This is a genomic window from Rhizobacter sp. LjRoot28, assembly GCF_964253025.1.
GTDB lineage: Bacteria > Pseudomonadota > Gammaproteobacteria > Burkholderiales > Burkholderiaceae_C > Rhizobacter.
This window is the reverse complement of the sequence record NZ_CAXUQC020000001.1, coordinates 183,094-199,239: the sequence shown is the minus strand read 5'-3', so window position 1 is coordinate 199,239 and position 16,146 is coordinate 183,094. Positions and strand designations below refer to the sequence as shown.

Sequence of the window (16,146 nt, the reverse complement as noted above, 5' to 3'; positions counted from 1 at the left end):
CGTCGCGGCCGGCGCGACAATGGGCCGGCGATGCCCGCTCCTGCACTTCCCTCCGCCCGACTGCCCGGCCTGACGCGCGCCCACCGGACGCGCCTCATGCAGCTGTGGCGCTCGGCCGGTTGGCCGAGCCGCGATGGCCTCGAACTGGACCTGCTCGCCGCCGGCCTGGTGGCCGTCCGACGCGATGCCCAGGACCGCGAGAGCCTCCAGCTCACCGGGGCCGGCATCAGCTGGCTGGCGCAGGCCCGCCAGCAGGCACGCCGGGCCGACAGCGCACACGACCGTCTGGCAGACCGAGTGGCCGGCATGCTGATGGACGCGGGCCGGATCGTGTGGCGCGAGCTGTCGCTGCGTGCCGTCGCCGATCCGCCAGCTCCGCACACGCCCGATCCAGGTCCGGTTTCCCCGCCCTCGCCCACCGAATGGACCGGACTGACGGCGCCGGCCGCGCCCTCCCGCAGCACCTGGCGCATCGCCCGGCCCGACGTCTTCTCGATCCGCAACACCACGCTGGAGGCGTACCTGCACCCCATCGTCCACGAGGTGAAGGTGAGTCGCGCCGACCTCCTCTCGGACCTGCGGCACGCGGCGAAGCGCCAGTCGTACCAGTGGCTTTGCAGCGAGTGCCACTATGTATTTCCGGCCGGCTTGGCCGACCCGGAGGAAGTGCCCGAAGGGTTCGGCGTGTGGCTGCTCCACGGCGACATCGACTCCGGCCGGCTCGAGCTGGCCCGGCCCGCCCGGCATGTCAGTTGCGAATTGCCCTTTGCGGTGTGGATGTCCCTCGCGCGCGCCACGCCGTTGCGCGCCGAAGACGGCGACGAGGCGCCGCGTCAGGCCGCGCTGCGCGATGGCGGCAGGTCACCCACGGACAAGGCACCGGGTCGGGACGAGCCTCAGGCCGGTGACGACACGCCGCCGGATGATCCGGCGGCGCCCTGATCGCTCACAGCATCGCCAGTGGTTGCTTGCGCACCGGCGCCGGGTGGGCGGATTCGAGTGCCTGCAGGTCTGCTGCATCGAGCACCTGTTCAGCCGCTGCCAGGTTCTCTCGTTGGTGGGTCTCGCGTGCAGCCTTGGGAATCGCCATCACGCCCTCGCGCGAGAGCACCCAGGCCAGGGCCACCTGAGCGGGTGTCAAGCCCCGCCGCCGTGCCACGCCCAGCACCGCGTCGTCGTCGAGCAGGCCGCCCTGGTCGATCGGGCTGTAGGCCATCAGGGGCATCCCACGCTCACGCATCCAGGGCAGCAAGCCATACTCGGCGCCGCGTTGGCCGATCGACAGGTACACCTGGTTGGTGGCGCAAGGCGGCCCCCCGGCACGCACGGCTCGCAGGGACTCCAGCTCCGTCATGTCGTCCACATCGAAGTTGCTCACGCCCCAGTGGCCGATCGCCCCCTCGGCGACGAGCGACTGCAGGGCCTGCACGGTGTCTTCCAACGGGTGCTGGCCGGGCCAATGGAGCAGGTAGAGGTCGATGTGATCCAGCATCAGGCGGCGACGGCTGCGATCACAGGCGGCCGGTGTGCCGCGCAGGCTGGCATTGTGGGGATAGACCTTGCTGACGACGAAGACCTCGTCGCGGCGCACGTCGCCCGCACGTACGGACTCGTCCAGGGCCTGGCCGACCACCTCTTCGGCACCGCCCTCGCCGTACATCTCGGCGGTGTCGATGAGCCGGTATCCCGCCTCCAGGGCCGCACGCACGATGCGCACTTCCGCAGCGCGGCGCGCCGGATCTTCGCCGAGGCCCCAGGTGCCCAGGCCAAGTACGGGCAACGAGGCACCGCCTCGAAGCGAAAGGGTTCGCATCAGCGTCGCTCCTTCGTGGATGTGGCGTGACGGGTGACTGTAAGCCATCCCTCCGCCCGCAACGTCGGTCGCGACTTTTCAGATCGCGTCCTACAGCCGGCGCCGGCCGCTTCATTTAATGTGCCTGACAGTTCCATCGATTGTCCGGAGATGCCATGAGCCCCCAACCCCGCCTGAACAACCGCATCGACATCTGCCACGAAGACGATGTGGCCTATTGGACCGACACCCTCGGCATCACCGAGGAGCAGTTGCGGCGCACAATCGCCGAAGTGGGCGACACCGTCGACGCGGTGTGCGAGCGCCACCCGCAGGGCGTCAGCGCAGCGCTGGCCTGAGTCCGGCCAGGCGCTCACGCAGTTCCTGCATGCGGCGACGCAAGTCGCCGATCTCCTCAAGTGACATCCCTGCCGAGCCGGCAATGGCCACCGGCAGGGCTTGCGCGCGCTCCCTCAGCGCGCGTCCCGCGGGCGTCAGGGTCACCAGCACCCGGCGCTCGTCCTCCTTCGCCCGCTCGCGAACCAGCAAGCCGCTGGCCTCCATGCGCTTGAGCAGGGGCGTGAGCGTGCCGGAGTCAAGGAAGAGCTGTTCGCCAAGTTCGCCCACGGTGCGCCCTTCGCGCTCCCACATGGCCATCATCACCAGGTATTGCGGGTAGGTGAGCCCCAGCTCGTCGAGCAGTGGCTTGTACACCTTGGTCATCGCCAGCGAGGTGGAATAGAGGGCGAAACAGAGCTGGCTGTCGAGGCGGAGGAGGTCCCGCTCGGTGTCGGACGCGGCGTCCGGAGGCGCGGGGGTCTTGGCCATGGCGAGATGCTAATCCTCAATTAAATTGCACGCAATTCGAAAGCCCTGCTGGCGACAGACCACCAGCGGCGCGTGACTGCGTGTCGAGGCGGAGCCGCAACACTCGGGCGATCGGCGTGCCCGGATGTCAGGGAAACCCGAACAAGGGATGGACAGAACGGCGTTTTGGGATTAATTTCCCAAATGTGACGACACCATCTTTCCCCTCCCGCGCGCTCGACGAGGCCATGGCCCGGCTGATGCGCCCCCTTTTCCGCCTGCTCCTGCGGCACGGCGTCCCCTTTGGTGCATTCGAGGAACTGGCCAAGCGAACTTATGTCGACGTGGCCTTCGCCGATTTCGGCATCGGTGGAAAGCGCCCCTCGGCGTCCCGCGTCTCCATCCTTTCGGGACTGAGCCGCAAGGAAGTCCAGCGCCTCGCCCATGAGCCTTTGCTGCCCGAGAGCGACGCGGGCGTCCGGTACAACCGCGCGGCCCGCGTGTTGACCGGCTGGGTGCGCGACCGCGACTTCTGCGAGGACAACGGCCAGCCGCGCGCGCTCGACCCCGAAGGTGATCTGGGCTTCGCCGGTCTCGTGAAGCGCCACAGCGGGGACGTGCCGTCGCGCGCCATCCTCGACGAACTCGAACGCGTCGGCGCCGTGCAGCAACTCGCCGACGGCCGCATCGAGCTGCTCGCCCGGGCCTACGTACCGCGGCAGAGCGCCAACGACAAGCTGCACATCCTCGGCACGGACGTGGCCGACCTGATCAGCACCATCGACCACAACCTGGAACACGGCGATACCTTGCCGCGCTTCCAGCGCAAGGTGCTCTACCACAGCGTGCCCGACGCCGCAGTGCCGGCTTTCCGGACGCTCGCCGAACGCGAATCGCAGGCGCTGCTCGAACGCCTGGACGCCTGGCTGGCCGAACGCGACACCCCGAACCCCGTCGATCGCCCCGACCTGCCTCGCGCACGCGTCGGCCTCGGCATCTACGCCATCGAGCAGACGCTCGCCCGCACTCCTACACAGTCCCGAGGTACCCCATGAACATCCATCCTCTTGCTCCGGCCAGCCTTGTGGCGGCCTCCCTGATGCTGGCCTCGTGCGGCGGTGGCGGCGGCGGCGGCGGCATCGGCGGCACCGGCACCGGTGACTCCGGCACGATGCGCATGGCGCTGACCGACGCACCCGCCTGCGGCTTTGACGCAGTGAACGTGACCATCGAACGCGTTCGCGTGCACCAGAGCGCAGGTGCCGCCGAGGGGGCCGGCGGCTGGCAGGAAATCGTCGTCAATCCGCCGCGCCGGGTCGACTTGCTGTCGCTCACCAACGGCGTGCTCGAGGAGCTCGGCGAAACCGCGCTCCCGGCAGGCCGCTACACCCAGATGCGGCTCGTGCTCGCAGGCAACCAGGGCAACGGCCCGCTGGCCAACAGCGTGGTGCCCACCGGCGGCAGCGAGTTGCCGCTGACCACGCCGAGCGGCCAGCAGAGCGGCCTCAAGTTCAACATCGGCATCGATGTGGCGGCGGACCAGGTAGCCGACGTGGTGCTCGACTTCGACGCCTGCAAGTCGGTCGTCGCACGTGGCAATGGCGGCTACAACCTGAAGCCGGTGATCGCCGTGATCCCGGTCGTCTCCGACGCAGGCCAGCGCGTGGTGGGCACGGTCGACCCGTCGACCACGGCGGGCAGCGCCACCGTGTCGGTGCAGTTCAACGGGGTGCCGGTGAAATCCACCGTGCCCGACGCGACGGGACGTTTCGTGCTCTACCCGGTTCCCGCCGGCACCTACGACCTGGTCGTCTCCGCCTCCGGCCGCGTGAATGCCGTCGTCACCGGCGTGCCCGTCACGACGACCGCGCATACCGTGCTGGCCACGGTCACGCCGCCCGCGGCGACAGCCAGCCGCACGGTCGCTGGCGTGGTGACGCCGTCCAGCGCCACGGTGCGCGCCCTGCAGAAGCTCACCAACGGTCCCTCGGTCGAGGTGGGCTGGGCCGCACCGAACGCCACATCCGGCGCATTCTCGTTCAGCCTGCCGGTCGACCCGCCCCTGAGCGCTGCCTATGCCGCCGCGCCTACGGCGCTGCAGTTCACGGCCGACACGGCGGTGGGCGCGAAGTACACGCTGGAAGCCGATGCCGCCGGTGTCATCAAGACGCAGCCGATCGACGCCGCCGTCGCCGTGCCGCCGGTCAGCTTCACCTTCCCCTGATCACCTTTCACACCGGCCACCCCATGCAGTACTCCGCCCTCGTTCTTCTTGTCGCCGCCGGCGCGGCTCATTCGGTCGCGCAAGCGCAGACCTCGGTGGGGGTGTCCATCGGCATCCAGCAGCCGGGGGTCTATGGCCGCATCGACATCGGCAACCATCCGCCGCCGATGGTGGTGTACCCCGAGCCGATCATCGTGATGCCGGCCCGGGTTCGCCACGAGCCGCTGTACCTGTATGTGCCGCCCGGCCACCAGAAGAAGTGGGACAAGCACTGCGCCCGCTACGACGCCTGCGGCCGGCCGGTGTACTTCGTGCGCGAGGAATGGGTCAGGGACCGCTACGAAGAGCGCCACGGCCACGGCGACAAGCACGGCGGCCGGGGCAAGGGCCGGGACCGGGGTGACGACGATCGCCATGGCAACAAGCACGGGGACAAGCATGGTCGCCACAAGGATTGAGCGGAGAGCCTCCATGCTGACCAACTCCGACATGCCCGTGGCGCTGATGCAGCCCGAGCGCTTCTGCTTCACGGCAGGCAGCGCGCGACGCCCGCCAGCGTTGTCGCGGCCGCGCTCCTCGCCCATCCGTGGACGCGAACGCGTACTCATCGTCGACGAGCGACCGCACCTCGCGGCCATCTCCGCCACCATGCTCTCCGACCTCGGGCATTCGGCCCGCTGGTGCCTCGACGGCCGTGACGCGCTGGACCTCCTGGCGCAGGGCGAACGGTTCCACCTGCTCGTGCTGCCCCTGGTCACCGCCTCCGGCGACGACGGCACGACGCTGGCGCACGCCGCGCAGCGCCTGCAGCCCGGCCTGCGGGTGCTGCTGACGTCGGGTTCGTCACGCAACGGCATGGACCGGGATGCGCCACCGCCCTACGAGGTACTCGCCAAGCCGTACGGCCAGGCCAAGCTCGGCATGAAGGTTCGCCAGCTCCTCGACAGCCCGGCCCTTCCGCCCTGATCGCCACCTGAAGGTCGTGGCCCCCGGTTGTCCCTGGGCGTCCTGGGGCCAGTCGAAATGGCGGGGCAGGTTCCCGACGCTTAAACTTGGCCGATGGAGGACGATTCCGAACTCGCATTCATGGCCGGGGCGTCGCGCCTGGCCGCGCTGATGCGCCAGCACGACTGGTCGCGGTCCGAACTGGGCTCGCCGCGCGACTGGCCCCAATCGCTGCGGTCCATCGTGCAGCTGATGCTCGGCTCGGCCTTCCCGATGTTCGTGGCCTGGGGCCCCTCGTTGAACACGCTGTACAACGATGCCTACGCCCAGATCATGGGCGACAAGCACCCCCGCGGCCTGGGGCGCCCGTTCCTCGAGATCTGGGCCGAGATCCATGATGACCTGCATCCCCTCACCCTGCGGGCACTCGGCGGTGAGGCGTTCTACATGGAGAACCTGCCGCTGCGCATGCGGCGGCATGGCTACGATGAGGACACCTGGTTCACCTTTTCATGGTCGCCGGTGATCGACGAAGCAGGTCAGAACGCCGGCATCTACTGCGCGTGCACGGAGACCACCCGCATGGTGCTCGCGGAGCGCCACCTGCGTGCGCGGGAGGAATGGTTGCAAGGCCTCTTCGATCAAGCCCCGGGGTTCGCGGCCGTGGTCAAGGGACCTGAACATGTGTTTGAGATGGCCAATGCGGCCTACCTGGACGTCACCGGCAACCGCCCGCTCATCGGCCTGCCGCTCGCCCGTGCCTTGCCCGAAATCGTCGAGCAGGGCTTCGCCGCGCGGCTGGATGAAGTACTCCGAACCGGCGTGGCCGACGTCGGGCGTTCCGTGGAGGTGCTCGTCAACCACCCCGACGGAGGCCCGCCGGTGCTCCGCCATGTCGACTTCATGTACCAGCCGCTGCGCGACGCCGAGGGCGCGGTGCAGGGCGTGTTCGTGCAGGGGAACGACGTCACCGAGCAGTACCGTGCCCAGGAGGCGCTGCGGCAGGCCGATCGCAACAAGGACGAGTTCCTGGCCACGCTCGCGCACGAGTTGCGCAACCCCCTGGCACCCATTCGCACGGCTGCGCACCTGCTGGCCCGGCCAGGGGTCGCCGAGGCCAAGCGGGAGCAGGCCACCGGCATCATCCTGCGCCAGGTGGTGCACATGTCGCGCCTGCTGGACGACCTGATCGACATTGCCCGCATCACGCAGGGCCGGCTGCTGCTCAGGAAGGAGGCCGTGTCGATCGACAGCGTGGTGGACGTGGCCCTGGAAGCCGTCCGCCCCCTCGCGCAGGCGAAGGGTCACGCCCTGGATCGCAGTCTCGCCGACGGCGGCCGCCACGTGATCGTCGATCCGGTGCGGATGGCGCAAATCCTGACCAACCTGCTGGGCAACGCCGTCAAGTACACCGATCCCGGCGGCCGCATCACCGTCGAGGCGTCGGTCGACGGGGAGCGGGCGCACTTCGTGGTCACCGACAACGGCATCGGCTTGTCGCCGCGAGCGCAGCAGAACCTCTTCGTCATGTTCGCGCAGGACAAGGCGGCTCTTGACCGTTCGGAGGGCGGTCTGGGCATCGGTCTGGCGCTCGTCAAGGCGCTGGTGGAACTGCACGGCGGCGCTGTCTCGGCCGCCAGCGAAGGCGAGGGCCGCGGTTCACGGTTCGACGTCTGGGTGCCGGTCGGAGTGAGCGCGGATGCCACCGTGCCAGCGGATCGCGCGAAGACCACCGGCCCCCTCTCGGCATCCTCGCCGCTCGTGATGGTGCTCGCGGATGACAACCGCGATGCCTGCCTGATGCTGGCCGAGCTGCTGCGCCTGCAGGGGCATGTCGTCCATACGGCCCACGACGGGGCCCAGGCGGTGGCCTTGGCGGAGAAGGTGCGTCCTGACGTGCTGGTGCTCGACATCGGCATGCCCGGGCTCAATGGCTATGAGGTGGCCCGCACGTTGCGCGCTGCCCCCTGGGGCGCTGCGCCGCTGCTGGTCGCGGCCACGGGATGGAGCCAGGCGCAGGACCGCGAGCGGGCGCTGGCCGCCGGCTTCGACGCCCATCTCACCAAGCCCTTGGACCCGACGGTGCTCGATGACCTTCTGGCGCGGCGCCTGGCCGAGACCGCCCTGTCCTCACCCTGACCGTCCCCGGGCGATGAGGCTCGCATAGGTTCGCATGAGCGGCGTGACCGACACGCCGTGCAACACGTTCGAGAGCACCACCGTCGACAAGGTCAATGCGACCAGGCTGGTGGCGAGCGGTTCCTCGAGCCCGTGGTCACAGGCATAGGCGAGGTAGTAGAGCGAACCGATTCCCTTGATGCCGAACCAGCCGATGAAGCCGGACTGCACGGGCGTGGACGCCGATCCGGCAAGGCCGATCAGCACTGCCACCGGCCGGACGACGATGAGCATGGCGATGGCAAAAAACCAGGGCACGTCATACCAGTCGACTGTCCAGAGCAAGGCGCCGAGCATCACCACGGCGACCATCTCGCCCAGGTGCTCGATCTGCTCGTTGAAGGTGAGCACGGCGTGGGCCATGAAGCCCGCGGCCTGCGTGTCATCCGTCGCCAGCGCGTCGAGGGTGGCCGCCGGGTTGCCCTCTTCGGCCACGGCCGCCACGCCCGCCGCCGTGGCGACCTTCGATGCGCCGGTGGCCGCCGCGGTGGCGGCAGGGTGACGAAGGCTGTGCCGACGTTCGATCTGACGAAAGGCGACGCCGGCGGCAAAGACCGCCAGGAAGCCGTAGGCATGCGCGGCCACCGCCACGCCGTAGGAGAGCGCGATGACCCCGAGGCCGATGAAGTTGTCCAGCCCGAGCGCATGCTTGTGGATTCTGCGCAGGTAGAGCACCAGAGCCCCCACGCCATGGCCCACCGCCGCACCACAGGCGATGCCGGCGCTGACCGCCCAGACGACATCCACCGCCACCCAGCGCCAGCCCGCGTCCCCGAGAGAGTGCAGTCCGAGCAGGCCGAGGCCCAGCATGACCACGGGGAACGCCGTGCCGTCGTTCAGGCCACCTTCGCCCGTGAGCGCGAATCGCAGCTCATCCCGGTCATGCGCGTTGGCCACCTGGACGTCGGCCGCAAGCACCGGGTCGGTCGGCGCAAGGATGGCGCCCAGCAGGACGGCTGCACCGAGCGACAGACCGAGAAGCCCCACGCCGACGAGCGTGATGAGCAGCACGGTGACCACCATTGACACGCTGGCCAGGCGCAACGGCCGTGTCCACCGGCGCGTGGTGAGCGGCGCCCGGAGCTTCAGGCCGGAAGTGAACAGCGACGCCAGTACCACCACCTCGGCCACGCCTTCGATCAGGCCCGCGTTGTCAGTGAAGCTGATGCGCAGCCACCCGAAGCCGATGGGGCTGATGGCCACGCCCACCAGCAGGTACAGGATCGCGCGACTGATCGGCAAGCGGTTGAGCAGGCTGGTGGAGATCGCCATGACGATCAGCAACAGTCCCGCGACGATGGCCCACAGCGCGACCGTCATGCCGAGGCCTTCCCAGGCACGTGACCTGATGTGCCGCGACGCCGGCCATGGAACGACGTCAACGGCGTTGTCACGGGGTCAGCGCCTCGCGGATCCGGGTTCGGTCATGCGGCGGTGCTGTTCGGCCAGCACCTCATCGGGCGTCACGTGGGCCATCGCGGCCGTAAGCTTGTTCTTCCAGCCGGCGACCACATCGCTCTCGCCGTCAAGCATGGCCTGGAACCCGATGCGCGCCACTTCGGCCGCATCCTGCTTGTGCTCGCTGGCGCCCATCTTGGTGTCGGTGAGCCCGGCGCGTTCGAAGAAATCGGTGTCCGTCGGGCCCGGCATCAGGCAGGTCACGGTGACACCCGTGTCCTTCAACTCGTTGCGCAGCGCATAGGCGAAGGAGTCGATGAAGGCCTTGCTGGCGTTGTAGACGGCCTGGAACGCACCCGGCATCAGGCCCGCAATGGAGCCCGTGATGAGGATCCGGCCCCGCCCGGCGGATCGCATGCGCCCGCCGACGCGGTGGATCAGATCGAGCGTGCCGGTGATGTTCGTGTCGATGACGTGGCGGGCGGCCGTGAAGTCCTGATCGAGAAACGCGCCGCCCAGGCCGTGGCCTGCGTTGGCCATCAGGACTTCAACGGGTCGATTGCCGATCAGGGCCATGAGCGCGTCGACACCCGCCTGCGTCGCCAGGTCGGCGGCGAGCGGTTCGACGGCCACGCCCGAAGAACGCAAGGACACGGCCGCACCTTCGAGCGGGCCCTGGTCGGCGACGATGACGAGATCATGGCCGTGGTCGGCGGCCAGTCGCGCAAGTTCGAGGCCGATGCCGGACGACGCACCGGTCACGACCGCGAGGGAACGGGACATGGAAGACATGAGATCACTCCTCGGAGTTGTTCGGAACAAGTCCCCGCAGCAATCGGCGATCCTCACGGGTTCAGCCGTTCTTGAACAAGCCTTTCTCCTTCATGCGCATCAAGCGCGAGCGAGAGGCCGGCTTCAGTGCCAGGGCCGGCAGGTGCGTTGCGCCATCGGCAGGCACGAGCGGCGCCTCGTGGAGCGCTGCCTGCGCCACGGACCCGTCCGGCGCATCGGCGCCTGAGGCAGTGCGATCGGTTCCAGACTCAGGTGCACCCACCCGGAGGGAGCGCGCCTCGTCATCGGACCCGTCGGCCGCCTCCGCGACGATGTCGAGCAACACGGGCAACTCGCGCTCGACATAGTCGCCCAGGCGAGGCGCCGCACGGGCGCGGCGACGTTCGGTTGCGGGGGGCGCAGGCACGGCGTCGATGGCCAGGTCGACAAAGTGCGGATCGCCTCGGTCGTCAGCCGCAGCGACGGGCGCGGCGGGAGCCGATCGGGTGCGGGACGTGCTGCGTCGCTCCGCCGGCGGCGACCGTTCGGCACGGCCCGGGGCGGGGCTTCGGCGTGGGGGGACGTCGGTGGGCATTTCCGGCGGCGCGCTCGGACCGATGGCTGAAGCCCCGTGGATGCGGACGTTCTCCCACACGAGGCCGGCCGCCGCGAGCTGACGCATGCGCTCGCCGCGCGCCCGCGTGCTGCCGAGCCGCGACAAGGCGGCGTGGAGCTCCGGGTAGAGCTCGCTGTCGACGTCGAACTCCAGGCGAATGGTGGGCATGCGCGGCTGCGGGGGCCGAAGCTCAGCCTTCGGCCAGCGCCTCACCGATCATCTGGAAGCCCCGCACGTTGGCCGCCATGGACTCGGGCATGACGAACACCGGGATGGCGGGGAATCGCTTGACCAGCACGTCGCGGTAGCGGTCCGGGTGGCCACCCACGAGCACGATCAGGTCGATGATTTCGTGGGCGTCGCGCAGGCCATCGACCATGCGGTTGATGGAGTCCTCGATGACGCTCATGATCACGGGTTCATAGCGCCCGAGGTCGTGCGCCACACCGGCCAGCTTCACCGGCGCGTTCTTGCGCAGCGCGTCGTTGATGCGCGGCATCACCGCCGGGCCGAGCGGCCGCCCGACCTCCGCCGCGAGGGATTCCTGGACCGCCCGCACCACGCGATGGCGACCGGCATCCGACGCCGCACCGCTGGCGCGCGGGTTGATGGAGCCCTGCTGGATGAGCAGCCAGTCGAGCGTGTGCTCGCCCGGATCGACCATCAGCACGGAGAGGTCGTCCAGCACCTCGCCGCTCGCCAGCGGCTCGAGGGCGCCACCCGTGCGCGAGATGACCGCATTCAGTTCGTCGAGGTGATCGTCGAGCGCGGCGTACCCGCCCATGGGTTGCGCCTGCACCACCACCTTGGCCACGCTCACCGTCTTGCCGTCGCCGACGTCGATGTCGCCCTGGTAGTGGTCGCGCAGGTAGTCGCGGCGCTTGGCGTCGTTGTACTGGTTGACCGGCAGGCCGAGCACCAGCACGTCGATGCGCGTGTCGCCCGCTTCGGCCATGTAGCGCAGCGCGCCCTTGGTGAGAGCTTCGTAGATGGTGCCGCGGTAGAACTCGTCGGTGACGTCGCGACCGAAGCTGCCGCCGGCTTGCGCGAGCCCGACGTCGCGGCCCACTTCGTAGAGAGCGCCATTGACGGGCACATCGTAGGTGTCGCGTCGGCGGGTGCCCAGCGAGCGAACCGCGCTCGCATCGGCCGGGATCGCCATCGACGGGAAGTTCATGATGGCCACGCCGTCGCCTTCGCGCACGGTGAGCTTGACCAGGCCGAAGCCGACGTCGATGGCGCGCACGACGGGCGCTGCGGCGCTGTCCTCGGCCGTGACTTCGCGTAGCTTGGATGAATTGGGGGACGGCATCGTGCTCCTCTCGGGGTGGGGACGGCAGGTTGGCGCGAAAGGCCACCTGCTGCAGGCAGGAGCGTGCAACAGGCGGCGACTCCGACACCATGCGGTGTTCCGTCGTTTATAGCCCCCACGGGCAGACGCGGTCGCAATCCAACACCCGCGGCAAGGACATGCGGGCCGGACCGCGCACGCCTGCCGCAGATGCCGCAGCCGGGTCAGTCGAGCACCACCACGTGTCCGAGGTTCGGATCGACCCGGCCGGTACCGAGCGCGTCCACCAGGTCCTGTGCGGCGGACAGGCCGCGGTGCTCACGCACCTTCATCCACGGCGCGCTGGCGTCGTTCACCCGGGTGATGAAGGCGAGCTGCGCCGCATTGAAACGACGCGTCACCTCGGCCGCGCCCCAGTCCGCGTTGCGCTTCCTGATCTGGTTCGGCGCGAAGTAAGGCTGCGGCGCCGGGCCCGGCAGGGCGACCTTCGACTCGCTGATGTGGGCATGGGTCTGCGCCGAGCCGGCATAGCAGTCATGAACGAGCGACGCTCCGAAATGGGCGTGCACCCGGCTGCGCAACGCCGCGTCGCCCGAGAAGTCGACATAGAGCGTCGGGACGGCGGGGTCGAGCGATTCGAGCTCGTCGTAGGTCACGGCGCGGCCATAGCAGCCCAGGCCCTCGACGAAGGCCCGGTTGCCGCCAGAGGTCAGGCCGACGCGCTGCACGTCGCGGCCTTCGAGGCAGAAGGCCGTGCCATAAGCCGTCTTGCTGGACGCGCTGGAGAACACGATCTGGCGGGCGCCGAAGAACGCGTTGTCCTCCAGGAAGTCCGCGAGCATGAAGGAGGTGATGAACAACGGGCGCAGCAGCATCTGGAAGTTCTCCAGCTCGGCCCGGTAGGCCGCGTCGGTGGTGGTGCGCTGGTACTGGTTGTAGGCGGAGGTGAGGTCGAGGCGGTGCGGCGTGCCGTCATAGAAACCGCGCTCGCCGACGCGCACCGGCTGCACGATCAGGTGGCTCGCGATGGGCCAGTAGCCATAGAAGCGCTCGCCTTCGGCCAGGCCGTCGACGGTCGAACGCACGACTTCGGCGAAGCCCCAGGCCGGCATGTGGCCCCAGCCTTCGGCGCCGGTGGGAAAGAAGCTCCAGTAGCGCAGGTGCGGGGTGTCGCCGAACGCGGCGTAGGTGATATTGTTCGTCGTCACGGCCAGCCGGTCGATGCGCATCAATGCCTCGCCGGGCTGCAGGCTGCCGAGCGGCGCGCTCACGAGCCGCGTGCGGTGCAGCGCGGTCTTGTCGGTCTGGAGGCTGGTCAGCAAGGTCATCGGGAACTCTTTCGTGATGGGGATGGCGAAGAAGAATCACTGTAGGTCGGGATGGCAATGAGCGGGTTCGGTTTCCGGTGGCACTGACCGCCTCCCCGCCCTCGCCCGGCAACAAGCCGCTGAAGCGACCGCGCCAGGCCCGCGCCAAGGCCACCGTGCAGGCCGTGTTCGACGCCTTTGTTCGGATTTGGCAGCGCGACGGTTGGCAGCGTCTCACCACGCGCGCCGTCGCCCTCGAAGCCGGCATCGCCATCGGCACGCTGTACGACTACTTCCCCAGCAAGAAGGCGCTGCTCTCGGGCTACGTGCGCCATGGCATCGAGGCGCTGATCCGCGCCGTCGACGCGCAGGCGGTGGAGCCCGCAGGCCTCGACTGGCGCGAACGCCTGCACCGCCTGGTGAGCCTGGCCTGCGGCAGCCAGGCGGACGCCCTGCCCTGGTTCCACCGGGACATGATGCTGCTCGAAGCGGAGATCGCCGAGCCCAAGCACCAGCGCCGCGCCCACGAGGAGCTGGCCGCCATGTGGCAACGGGTGTTCGATGCCTGCACCGACCTGTCCCACCCGCCCTCGCCGGAGACGGTGCGGGCGCTGCACCTTGCGGCCTGGGGCGGCCGTCGCTACGCCGTGCTCGTTCAGCTCACCGAGGCGGAGCGCCGGCAGTGGGCGGCCGAGATGGAGCGGCTCTGTCTCGCGGCCGTGCTCGATCGGCAGGCCGAGGCGCCTTGAGCGCACCTCGGCCTGGAGGGATGACGGGCCGGCTCAGGGAAACGCCGTCTGCAGTCCCGTGCGAACCGTGGGCTGCGCCCCGGGGCCGATCTCCACGAAGGCATCGCTTTGCAGCGTGTACGCGGGCCAGGCGAGTGCGGGGGTGCTCGGGTTGCCGGTGCGGGCGAACTGGGTCCACATCGTGAGGACGCTGTCCACCGTGGCGGTGTCGGCGGCGCCCCAACCCATCGAGGCGTAGACATCGGCAGCGTCGCCCGCGGTGCCCGTGACGCCGTTGCCGTTCAAGTCGCCGATCGGGGGCTTCGTGCCGTCCGGCCGGAGTACGAGGTTGAGGCTGTAGTTGCTGACCATGCCCATCGGGTAGTTGAAGAGGTACGGCACCTCGCCGCCGTGGGCGCTCAACAGGCCCATGGCGGCCCAACCGTCGGGCACGCGGCTGAACCGGTAGACGTACTGGTTGGCCTTGTAGGTGGGCGTGCGCTGGGCCATGAAGATCGGCAATGCGGCTCGCAGCGACGCGTAGTCGCCCGAAGTGGCACCGGCCATCAGGGGCACGTCGCTCGGCATGCCTTCCACCATGTTCTGTTGGTAGGTCTTGGTCAGGTAGTGGAAGTCGACGTTCGGGCGATACGTTTCGCGGGGAATGCCGGCATCCAGGTCGGCCTGCACGAAAGCCGTCCAGGGCAGCGCACGCGCTTCAGCCAGCGTCGTGATGCCGAGCCGCTGGAACATGGCGGCTCCCACGGACTCGCTGGCGGCCAGCGAGGTCTGCGGGGTGCCGGTCGACGGGATGGCGTTGGCGCCGCTTTGCACGATGGCCTTGTGGAACAGGCCGACGGCCTGCGGCGAGTTCATCAGCGAGTAGGTCTTGCCGCCGCCACCGGACTGGCCGAAGAGGGTCACGTTGGCCGGGTCGCCGCCGAAGCGGGCGATGTTGTCCTTCACCCATTGCAGCGCGAGCACCAGGTCCATCTGGCCATAGTTGCCGGAGCCACCGTAGCCGCTCTCCGCGCTGAGCAGTGGATGGGCCATGTAGCCGAAGGGGCCGAGGCGGTGGTTCACCGTCACGAGCACGACGCCCTTGGTGGTGAGGCCGGCGGGATTGTTGTACTGCTTGGAGTTCGCGGTGAGGATGGCGAATGCACCGCCATGGAACCAGACCATCACCGGCAGCTTGGCCGCGTTCTTCGGCGCAGTGACGTTCAGGTACAGGGAGTCCTCGCTCATCCCGCCTTCCCCGATGGATTCGAGCGTGGGGTTCTGGGCGGACTGGTTGCTCCACGCGACCGCCTCGCGCACCCCGCTCCAGGGCTGCACCGGTTGCGGCGGGCGCCAGCGCAGGTCGCCCAGGGGCGGACGACCGTAGGGAATGCCGAGGAACTGCCAGGTGTCGGCATTGGCCTCGAAACCCTTCACGCGACCGGCGCTCGTCTCGACCGTGTGGCGAACGCTGGTCGAGCGCGCGAAGTGCTCCAGTGCGGCAGCCGCAGGGCGTGCCGTGCGCGGGCGCGGATCGGTGTCGGTGAAGACGCCGGCCTCGTTGAGCGCCGTCAGCATCGGGGTCAGTGCCGCGCGGAAGTCCGCGGGCGGCTGCTCGAAGTTGACCGACGCCGCATGGGCCGACACCACGCCCTTGATGGCCGCGGTGAGCTGGATGCCGTTGTTCAGGTCGCCATCGGCGTCGAGGGTCTGCAGGAGGATGAGCTTGTTGTGCACCCGCACGTCGCTCGCCTCGGTGGCGCCGGGGGTGATGTGGAGCGGCGTCACGACGGCCGCGCCTGGCGCGGAGCCCAGCACAAGGCTGCCGATCGAGAAACGCAGCGTTTCGCCCGGCGCGTGGCTGAACTGCCCGGCCGCATCCGTGCTGCCGGCCGGCGTGCTCGCCGTGCCGGCGTAGTCAAGCCCGGCGACCGGGCTGTCGATGAACGTGCCGGTGCTGGACGCGATCGTGTCGTCGTCGCCGCCACAGCTGGCAAGGAGGACGGCGGCCGCCAGCACGGAGGCGCGGGCGATGCTGCGTGGACGGACATGGCGTTGAGGCATGGGGTTCTCCGATGGCTGCATGTGG

Annotated in this window: 16 protein-coding genes; 8 read left to right on the top strand and 8 right to left on the bottom strand. The window is 69.2% G+C overall.

What is annotated here, in order from left to right:
• Positions 1-30: 30 nt before the first annotated feature.
• Complete coding sequence (locus ACSQ2F_RS00920; protein WP_436018841.1) at positions 31-942, top strand: hypothetical protein; 912 nt, start codon at positions 31-33, stop codon at positions 940-942.
• A gap of 4 nt (positions 943-946) precedes the next feature.
• Here ACSQ2F_RS00920 and ACSQ2F_RS00915 read toward each other — a convergent pair whose 3' ends face one another.
• Complete coding sequence (locus ACSQ2F_RS00915) at positions 947-1,813, bottom strand: aldo/keto reductase (protein ID WP_436018839.1); 867 nt, start codon at positions 1,811-1,813, stop codon at positions 947-949.
• A gap of 155 nt (positions 1,814-1,968) precedes the next feature.
• On the opposite strand from ACSQ2F_RS00915, the gene ACSQ2F_RS00910 reads away from it, so the two are divergent.
• Positions 1,969-2,151 (top strand): DUF3606 domain-containing protein, encoded by a 183-nt coding sequence (locus ACSQ2F_RS00910; protein WP_436018837.1) that lies wholly within the window; start codon positions 1,969-1,971, stop codon positions 2,149-2,151.
• On the opposite strand, the gene ACSQ2F_RS00905 is transcribed toward ACSQ2F_RS00910, so the two are convergent.
• The gene (locus ACSQ2F_RS00905; RefSeq protein WP_436018835.1) at positions 2,132-2,620 is read right to left on the bottom strand and encodes a MarR family winged helix-turn-helix transcriptional regulator; all 489 of its coding nucleotides are present in this window, start codon (positions 2,618-2,620) and stop codon (positions 2,132-2,134) included. The two genes, ACSQ2F_RS00910 and ACSQ2F_RS00905, sit on opposite strands and share 20 nt — an antisense overlap.
• 185 nt (positions 2,621-2,805) lie before the next feature.
• Between ACSQ2F_RS00905 and ACSQ2F_RS00900 the strand changes: the two genes are divergently transcribed.
• From ACSQ2F_RS00900 to ACSQ2F_RS00880, 5 genes are all read left to right on the top strand, one after another.
• Positions 2,806-3,654, top strand: coding sequence for a DUF6502 family protein (locus tag ACSQ2F_RS00900; RefSeq protein ID WP_436018833.1), 849 nt, complete (start codon positions 2,806-2,808; stop codon positions 3,652-3,654).
• Positions 3,651-4,823, top strand: a complete 1,173-nt coding sequence (locus ACSQ2F_RS00895; protein ID WP_436018831.1) for a DUF4382 domain-containing protein — start codon at positions 3,651-3,653, stop codon at positions 4,821-4,823. The genes ACSQ2F_RS00900 and ACSQ2F_RS00895 overlap by 4 nt, the downstream gene beginning before the upstream one ends.
• A gap of 23 nt (positions 4,824-4,846) precedes the next feature.
• A complete protein-coding gene (locus tag ACSQ2F_RS00890; RefSeq protein WP_436018829.1) occupies positions 4,847-5,281 on the top strand; it encodes a hypothetical protein in 435 nt (144 codons plus the stop codon).
• A 13-nt stretch (positions 5,282-5,294) separates the two neighbouring features.
• Positions 5,295-5,789, top strand: a complete 495-nt coding sequence (locus ACSQ2F_RS00885) for a hypothetical protein (RefSeq protein WP_436018827.1) — start codon at positions 5,295-5,297, stop codon at positions 5,787-5,789.
• A 93-nt stretch (positions 5,790-5,882) separates the two neighbouring features.
• Positions 5,883-7,907 (top strand): hybrid sensor histidine kinase/response regulator, encoded by a 2,025-nt coding sequence (locus tag ACSQ2F_RS00880; RefSeq protein WP_436018825.1) that lies wholly within the window; start codon positions 5,883-5,885, stop codon positions 7,905-7,907.
• Here ACSQ2F_RS00880 and ACSQ2F_RS00875 read toward each other — a convergent pair.
• From ACSQ2F_RS00875 to ACSQ2F_RS00855, 5 genes are all read right to left on the bottom strand, one after another.
• Positions 7,899-9,266, bottom strand: coding sequence for a cation:proton antiporter (locus ACSQ2F_RS00875; RefSeq protein WP_436018823.1), 1,368 nt, complete (start codon positions 9,264-9,266; stop codon positions 7,899-7,901). The genes ACSQ2F_RS00880 and ACSQ2F_RS00875 overlap by 9 nt on opposite strands.
• Positions 9,267-9,344: 78 nt before the next feature.
• Positions 9,345-10,136 carry an SDR family NAD(P)-dependent oxidoreductase gene (locus ACSQ2F_RS00870; RefSeq protein WP_436018821.1) on the bottom strand — a complete coding sequence of 264 codons (792 nt, stop codon included), beginning with the start codon at positions 10,134-10,136 and terminating at the stop codon, positions 9,345-9,347.
• Positions 10,137-10,197: 61 nt separating this feature from the next.
• Positions 10,198-10,899, bottom strand: coding sequence for a hypothetical protein (locus ACSQ2F_RS00865; protein ID WP_436018819.1), 702 nt, complete (start codon positions 10,897-10,899; stop codon positions 10,198-10,200).
• A 22-nt stretch (positions 10,900-10,921) separates the two neighbouring features.
• Positions 10,922-12,043 carry a hypothetical protein gene (locus ACSQ2F_RS00860; protein WP_436018817.1) on the bottom strand — a complete coding sequence of 374 codons (1,122 nt, stop codon included), beginning with the start codon at positions 12,041-12,043 and terminating at the stop codon, positions 10,922-10,924.
• 203 nt (positions 12,044-12,246) lie between these two features.
• The gene (locus tag ACSQ2F_RS00855; protein ID WP_436018815.1) at positions 12,247-13,350 is read right to left on the bottom strand and encodes a DUF2855 family protein; all 1,104 of its coding nucleotides are present in this window, start codon (positions 13,348-13,350) and stop codon (positions 12,247-12,249) included.
• Positions 13,351-13,427: 77 nt separating this feature from the next.
• Here ACSQ2F_RS00855 and ACSQ2F_RS00850 point away from each other — a divergent pair, with 77 nt between their 5' ends.
• A complete protein-coding gene (locus ACSQ2F_RS00850) occupies positions 13,428-14,078 on the top strand; it encodes a TetR/AcrR family transcriptional regulator (protein ID WP_436018813.1) in 651 nt (216 codons plus the stop codon).
• Positions 14,079-14,111: 33 nt separating this feature from the next.
• On the opposite strand, the gene ACSQ2F_RS00845 is transcribed toward ACSQ2F_RS00850, so the two are convergent.
• The gene (locus ACSQ2F_RS00845) at positions 14,112-16,121 is read right to left on the bottom strand and encodes a carboxylesterase/lipase family protein (protein ID WP_436018811.1); all 2,010 of its coding nucleotides are present in this window, start codon (positions 16,119-16,121) and stop codon (positions 14,112-14,114) included.
• Between the last annotated feature and the right edge of the window lie 25 nt (positions 16,122-16,146).

What these genes read in the sequence shown, in the direction of transcription:
- ACSQ2F_RS00875 (WP_436018823.1), bottom strand. Translation starts at nt 9,266, where the DNA reads ATGACGGTCGCGCTGTGGGCCATCGTCGCGGGACTGTTGCTGATCGTC.
- ACSQ2F_RS00910 (WP_436018837.1), top strand. Translation starts at nt 1,969, where the DNA reads ATGAGCCCCCAACCCCGCCTGAACAACCGCATCGACATCTGCCACGAA.
- ACSQ2F_RS00915 (WP_436018839.1), bottom strand. Translation starts at nt 1,813, where the DNA reads ATGCGAACCCTTTCGCTTCGAGGCGGTGCCTCGTTGCCCGTACTTGGC.
- ACSQ2F_RS00865 (WP_436018819.1), bottom strand. Translation starts at nt 10,899, where the DNA reads ATGCCCACCATTCGCCTGGAGTTCGACGTCGACAGCGAGCTCTACCCG.
- ACSQ2F_RS00885 (WP_436018827.1), top strand. Translation starts at nt 5,295, where the DNA reads ATGCTGACCAACTCCGACATGCCCGTGGCGCTGATGCAGCCCGAGCGC.
- ACSQ2F_RS00845 (WP_436018811.1), bottom strand. Translation starts at nt 16,121, where the DNA reads ATGCCTCAACGCCATGTCCGTCCACGCAGCATCGCCCGCGCCTCCGTG.
- ACSQ2F_RS00860 (WP_436018817.1), bottom strand. Translation starts at nt 12,043, where the DNA reads ATGCCGTCCCCCAATTCATCCAAGCTACGCGAAGTCACGGCCGAGGAC.
- ACSQ2F_RS00920 (WP_436018841.1), top strand. Translation starts at nt 31, where the DNA reads ATGCCCGCTCCTGCACTTCCCTCCGCCCGACTGCCCGGCCTGACGCGC.
- ACSQ2F_RS00880 (WP_436018825.1), top strand. Translation starts at nt 5,883, where the DNA reads ATGGAGGACGATTCCGAACTCGCATTCATGGCCGGGGCGTCGCGCCTG.
- ACSQ2F_RS00890 (WP_436018829.1), top strand. Translation starts at nt 4,847, where the DNA reads ATGCAGTACTCCGCCCTCGTTCTTCTTGTCGCCGCCGGCGCGGCTCAT.
- ACSQ2F_RS00895 (WP_436018831.1), top strand. Translation starts at nt 3,651, where the DNA reads ATGAACATCCATCCTCTTGCTCCGGCCAGCCTTGTGGCGGCCTCCCTG.
- ACSQ2F_RS00870 (WP_436018821.1), bottom strand. Translation starts at nt 10,136, where the DNA reads ATGTCTTCCATGTCCCGTTCCCTCGCGGTCGTGACCGGTGCGTCGTCC.
- ACSQ2F_RS00855 (WP_436018815.1), bottom strand. Translation starts at nt 13,350, where the DNA reads ATGACCTTGCTGACCAGCCTCCAGACCGACAAGACCGCGCTGCACCGC.
- ACSQ2F_RS00905 (WP_436018835.1), bottom strand. Translation starts at nt 2,620, where the DNA reads ATGGCCAAGACCCCCGCGCCTCCGGACGCCGCGTCCGACACCGAGCGG.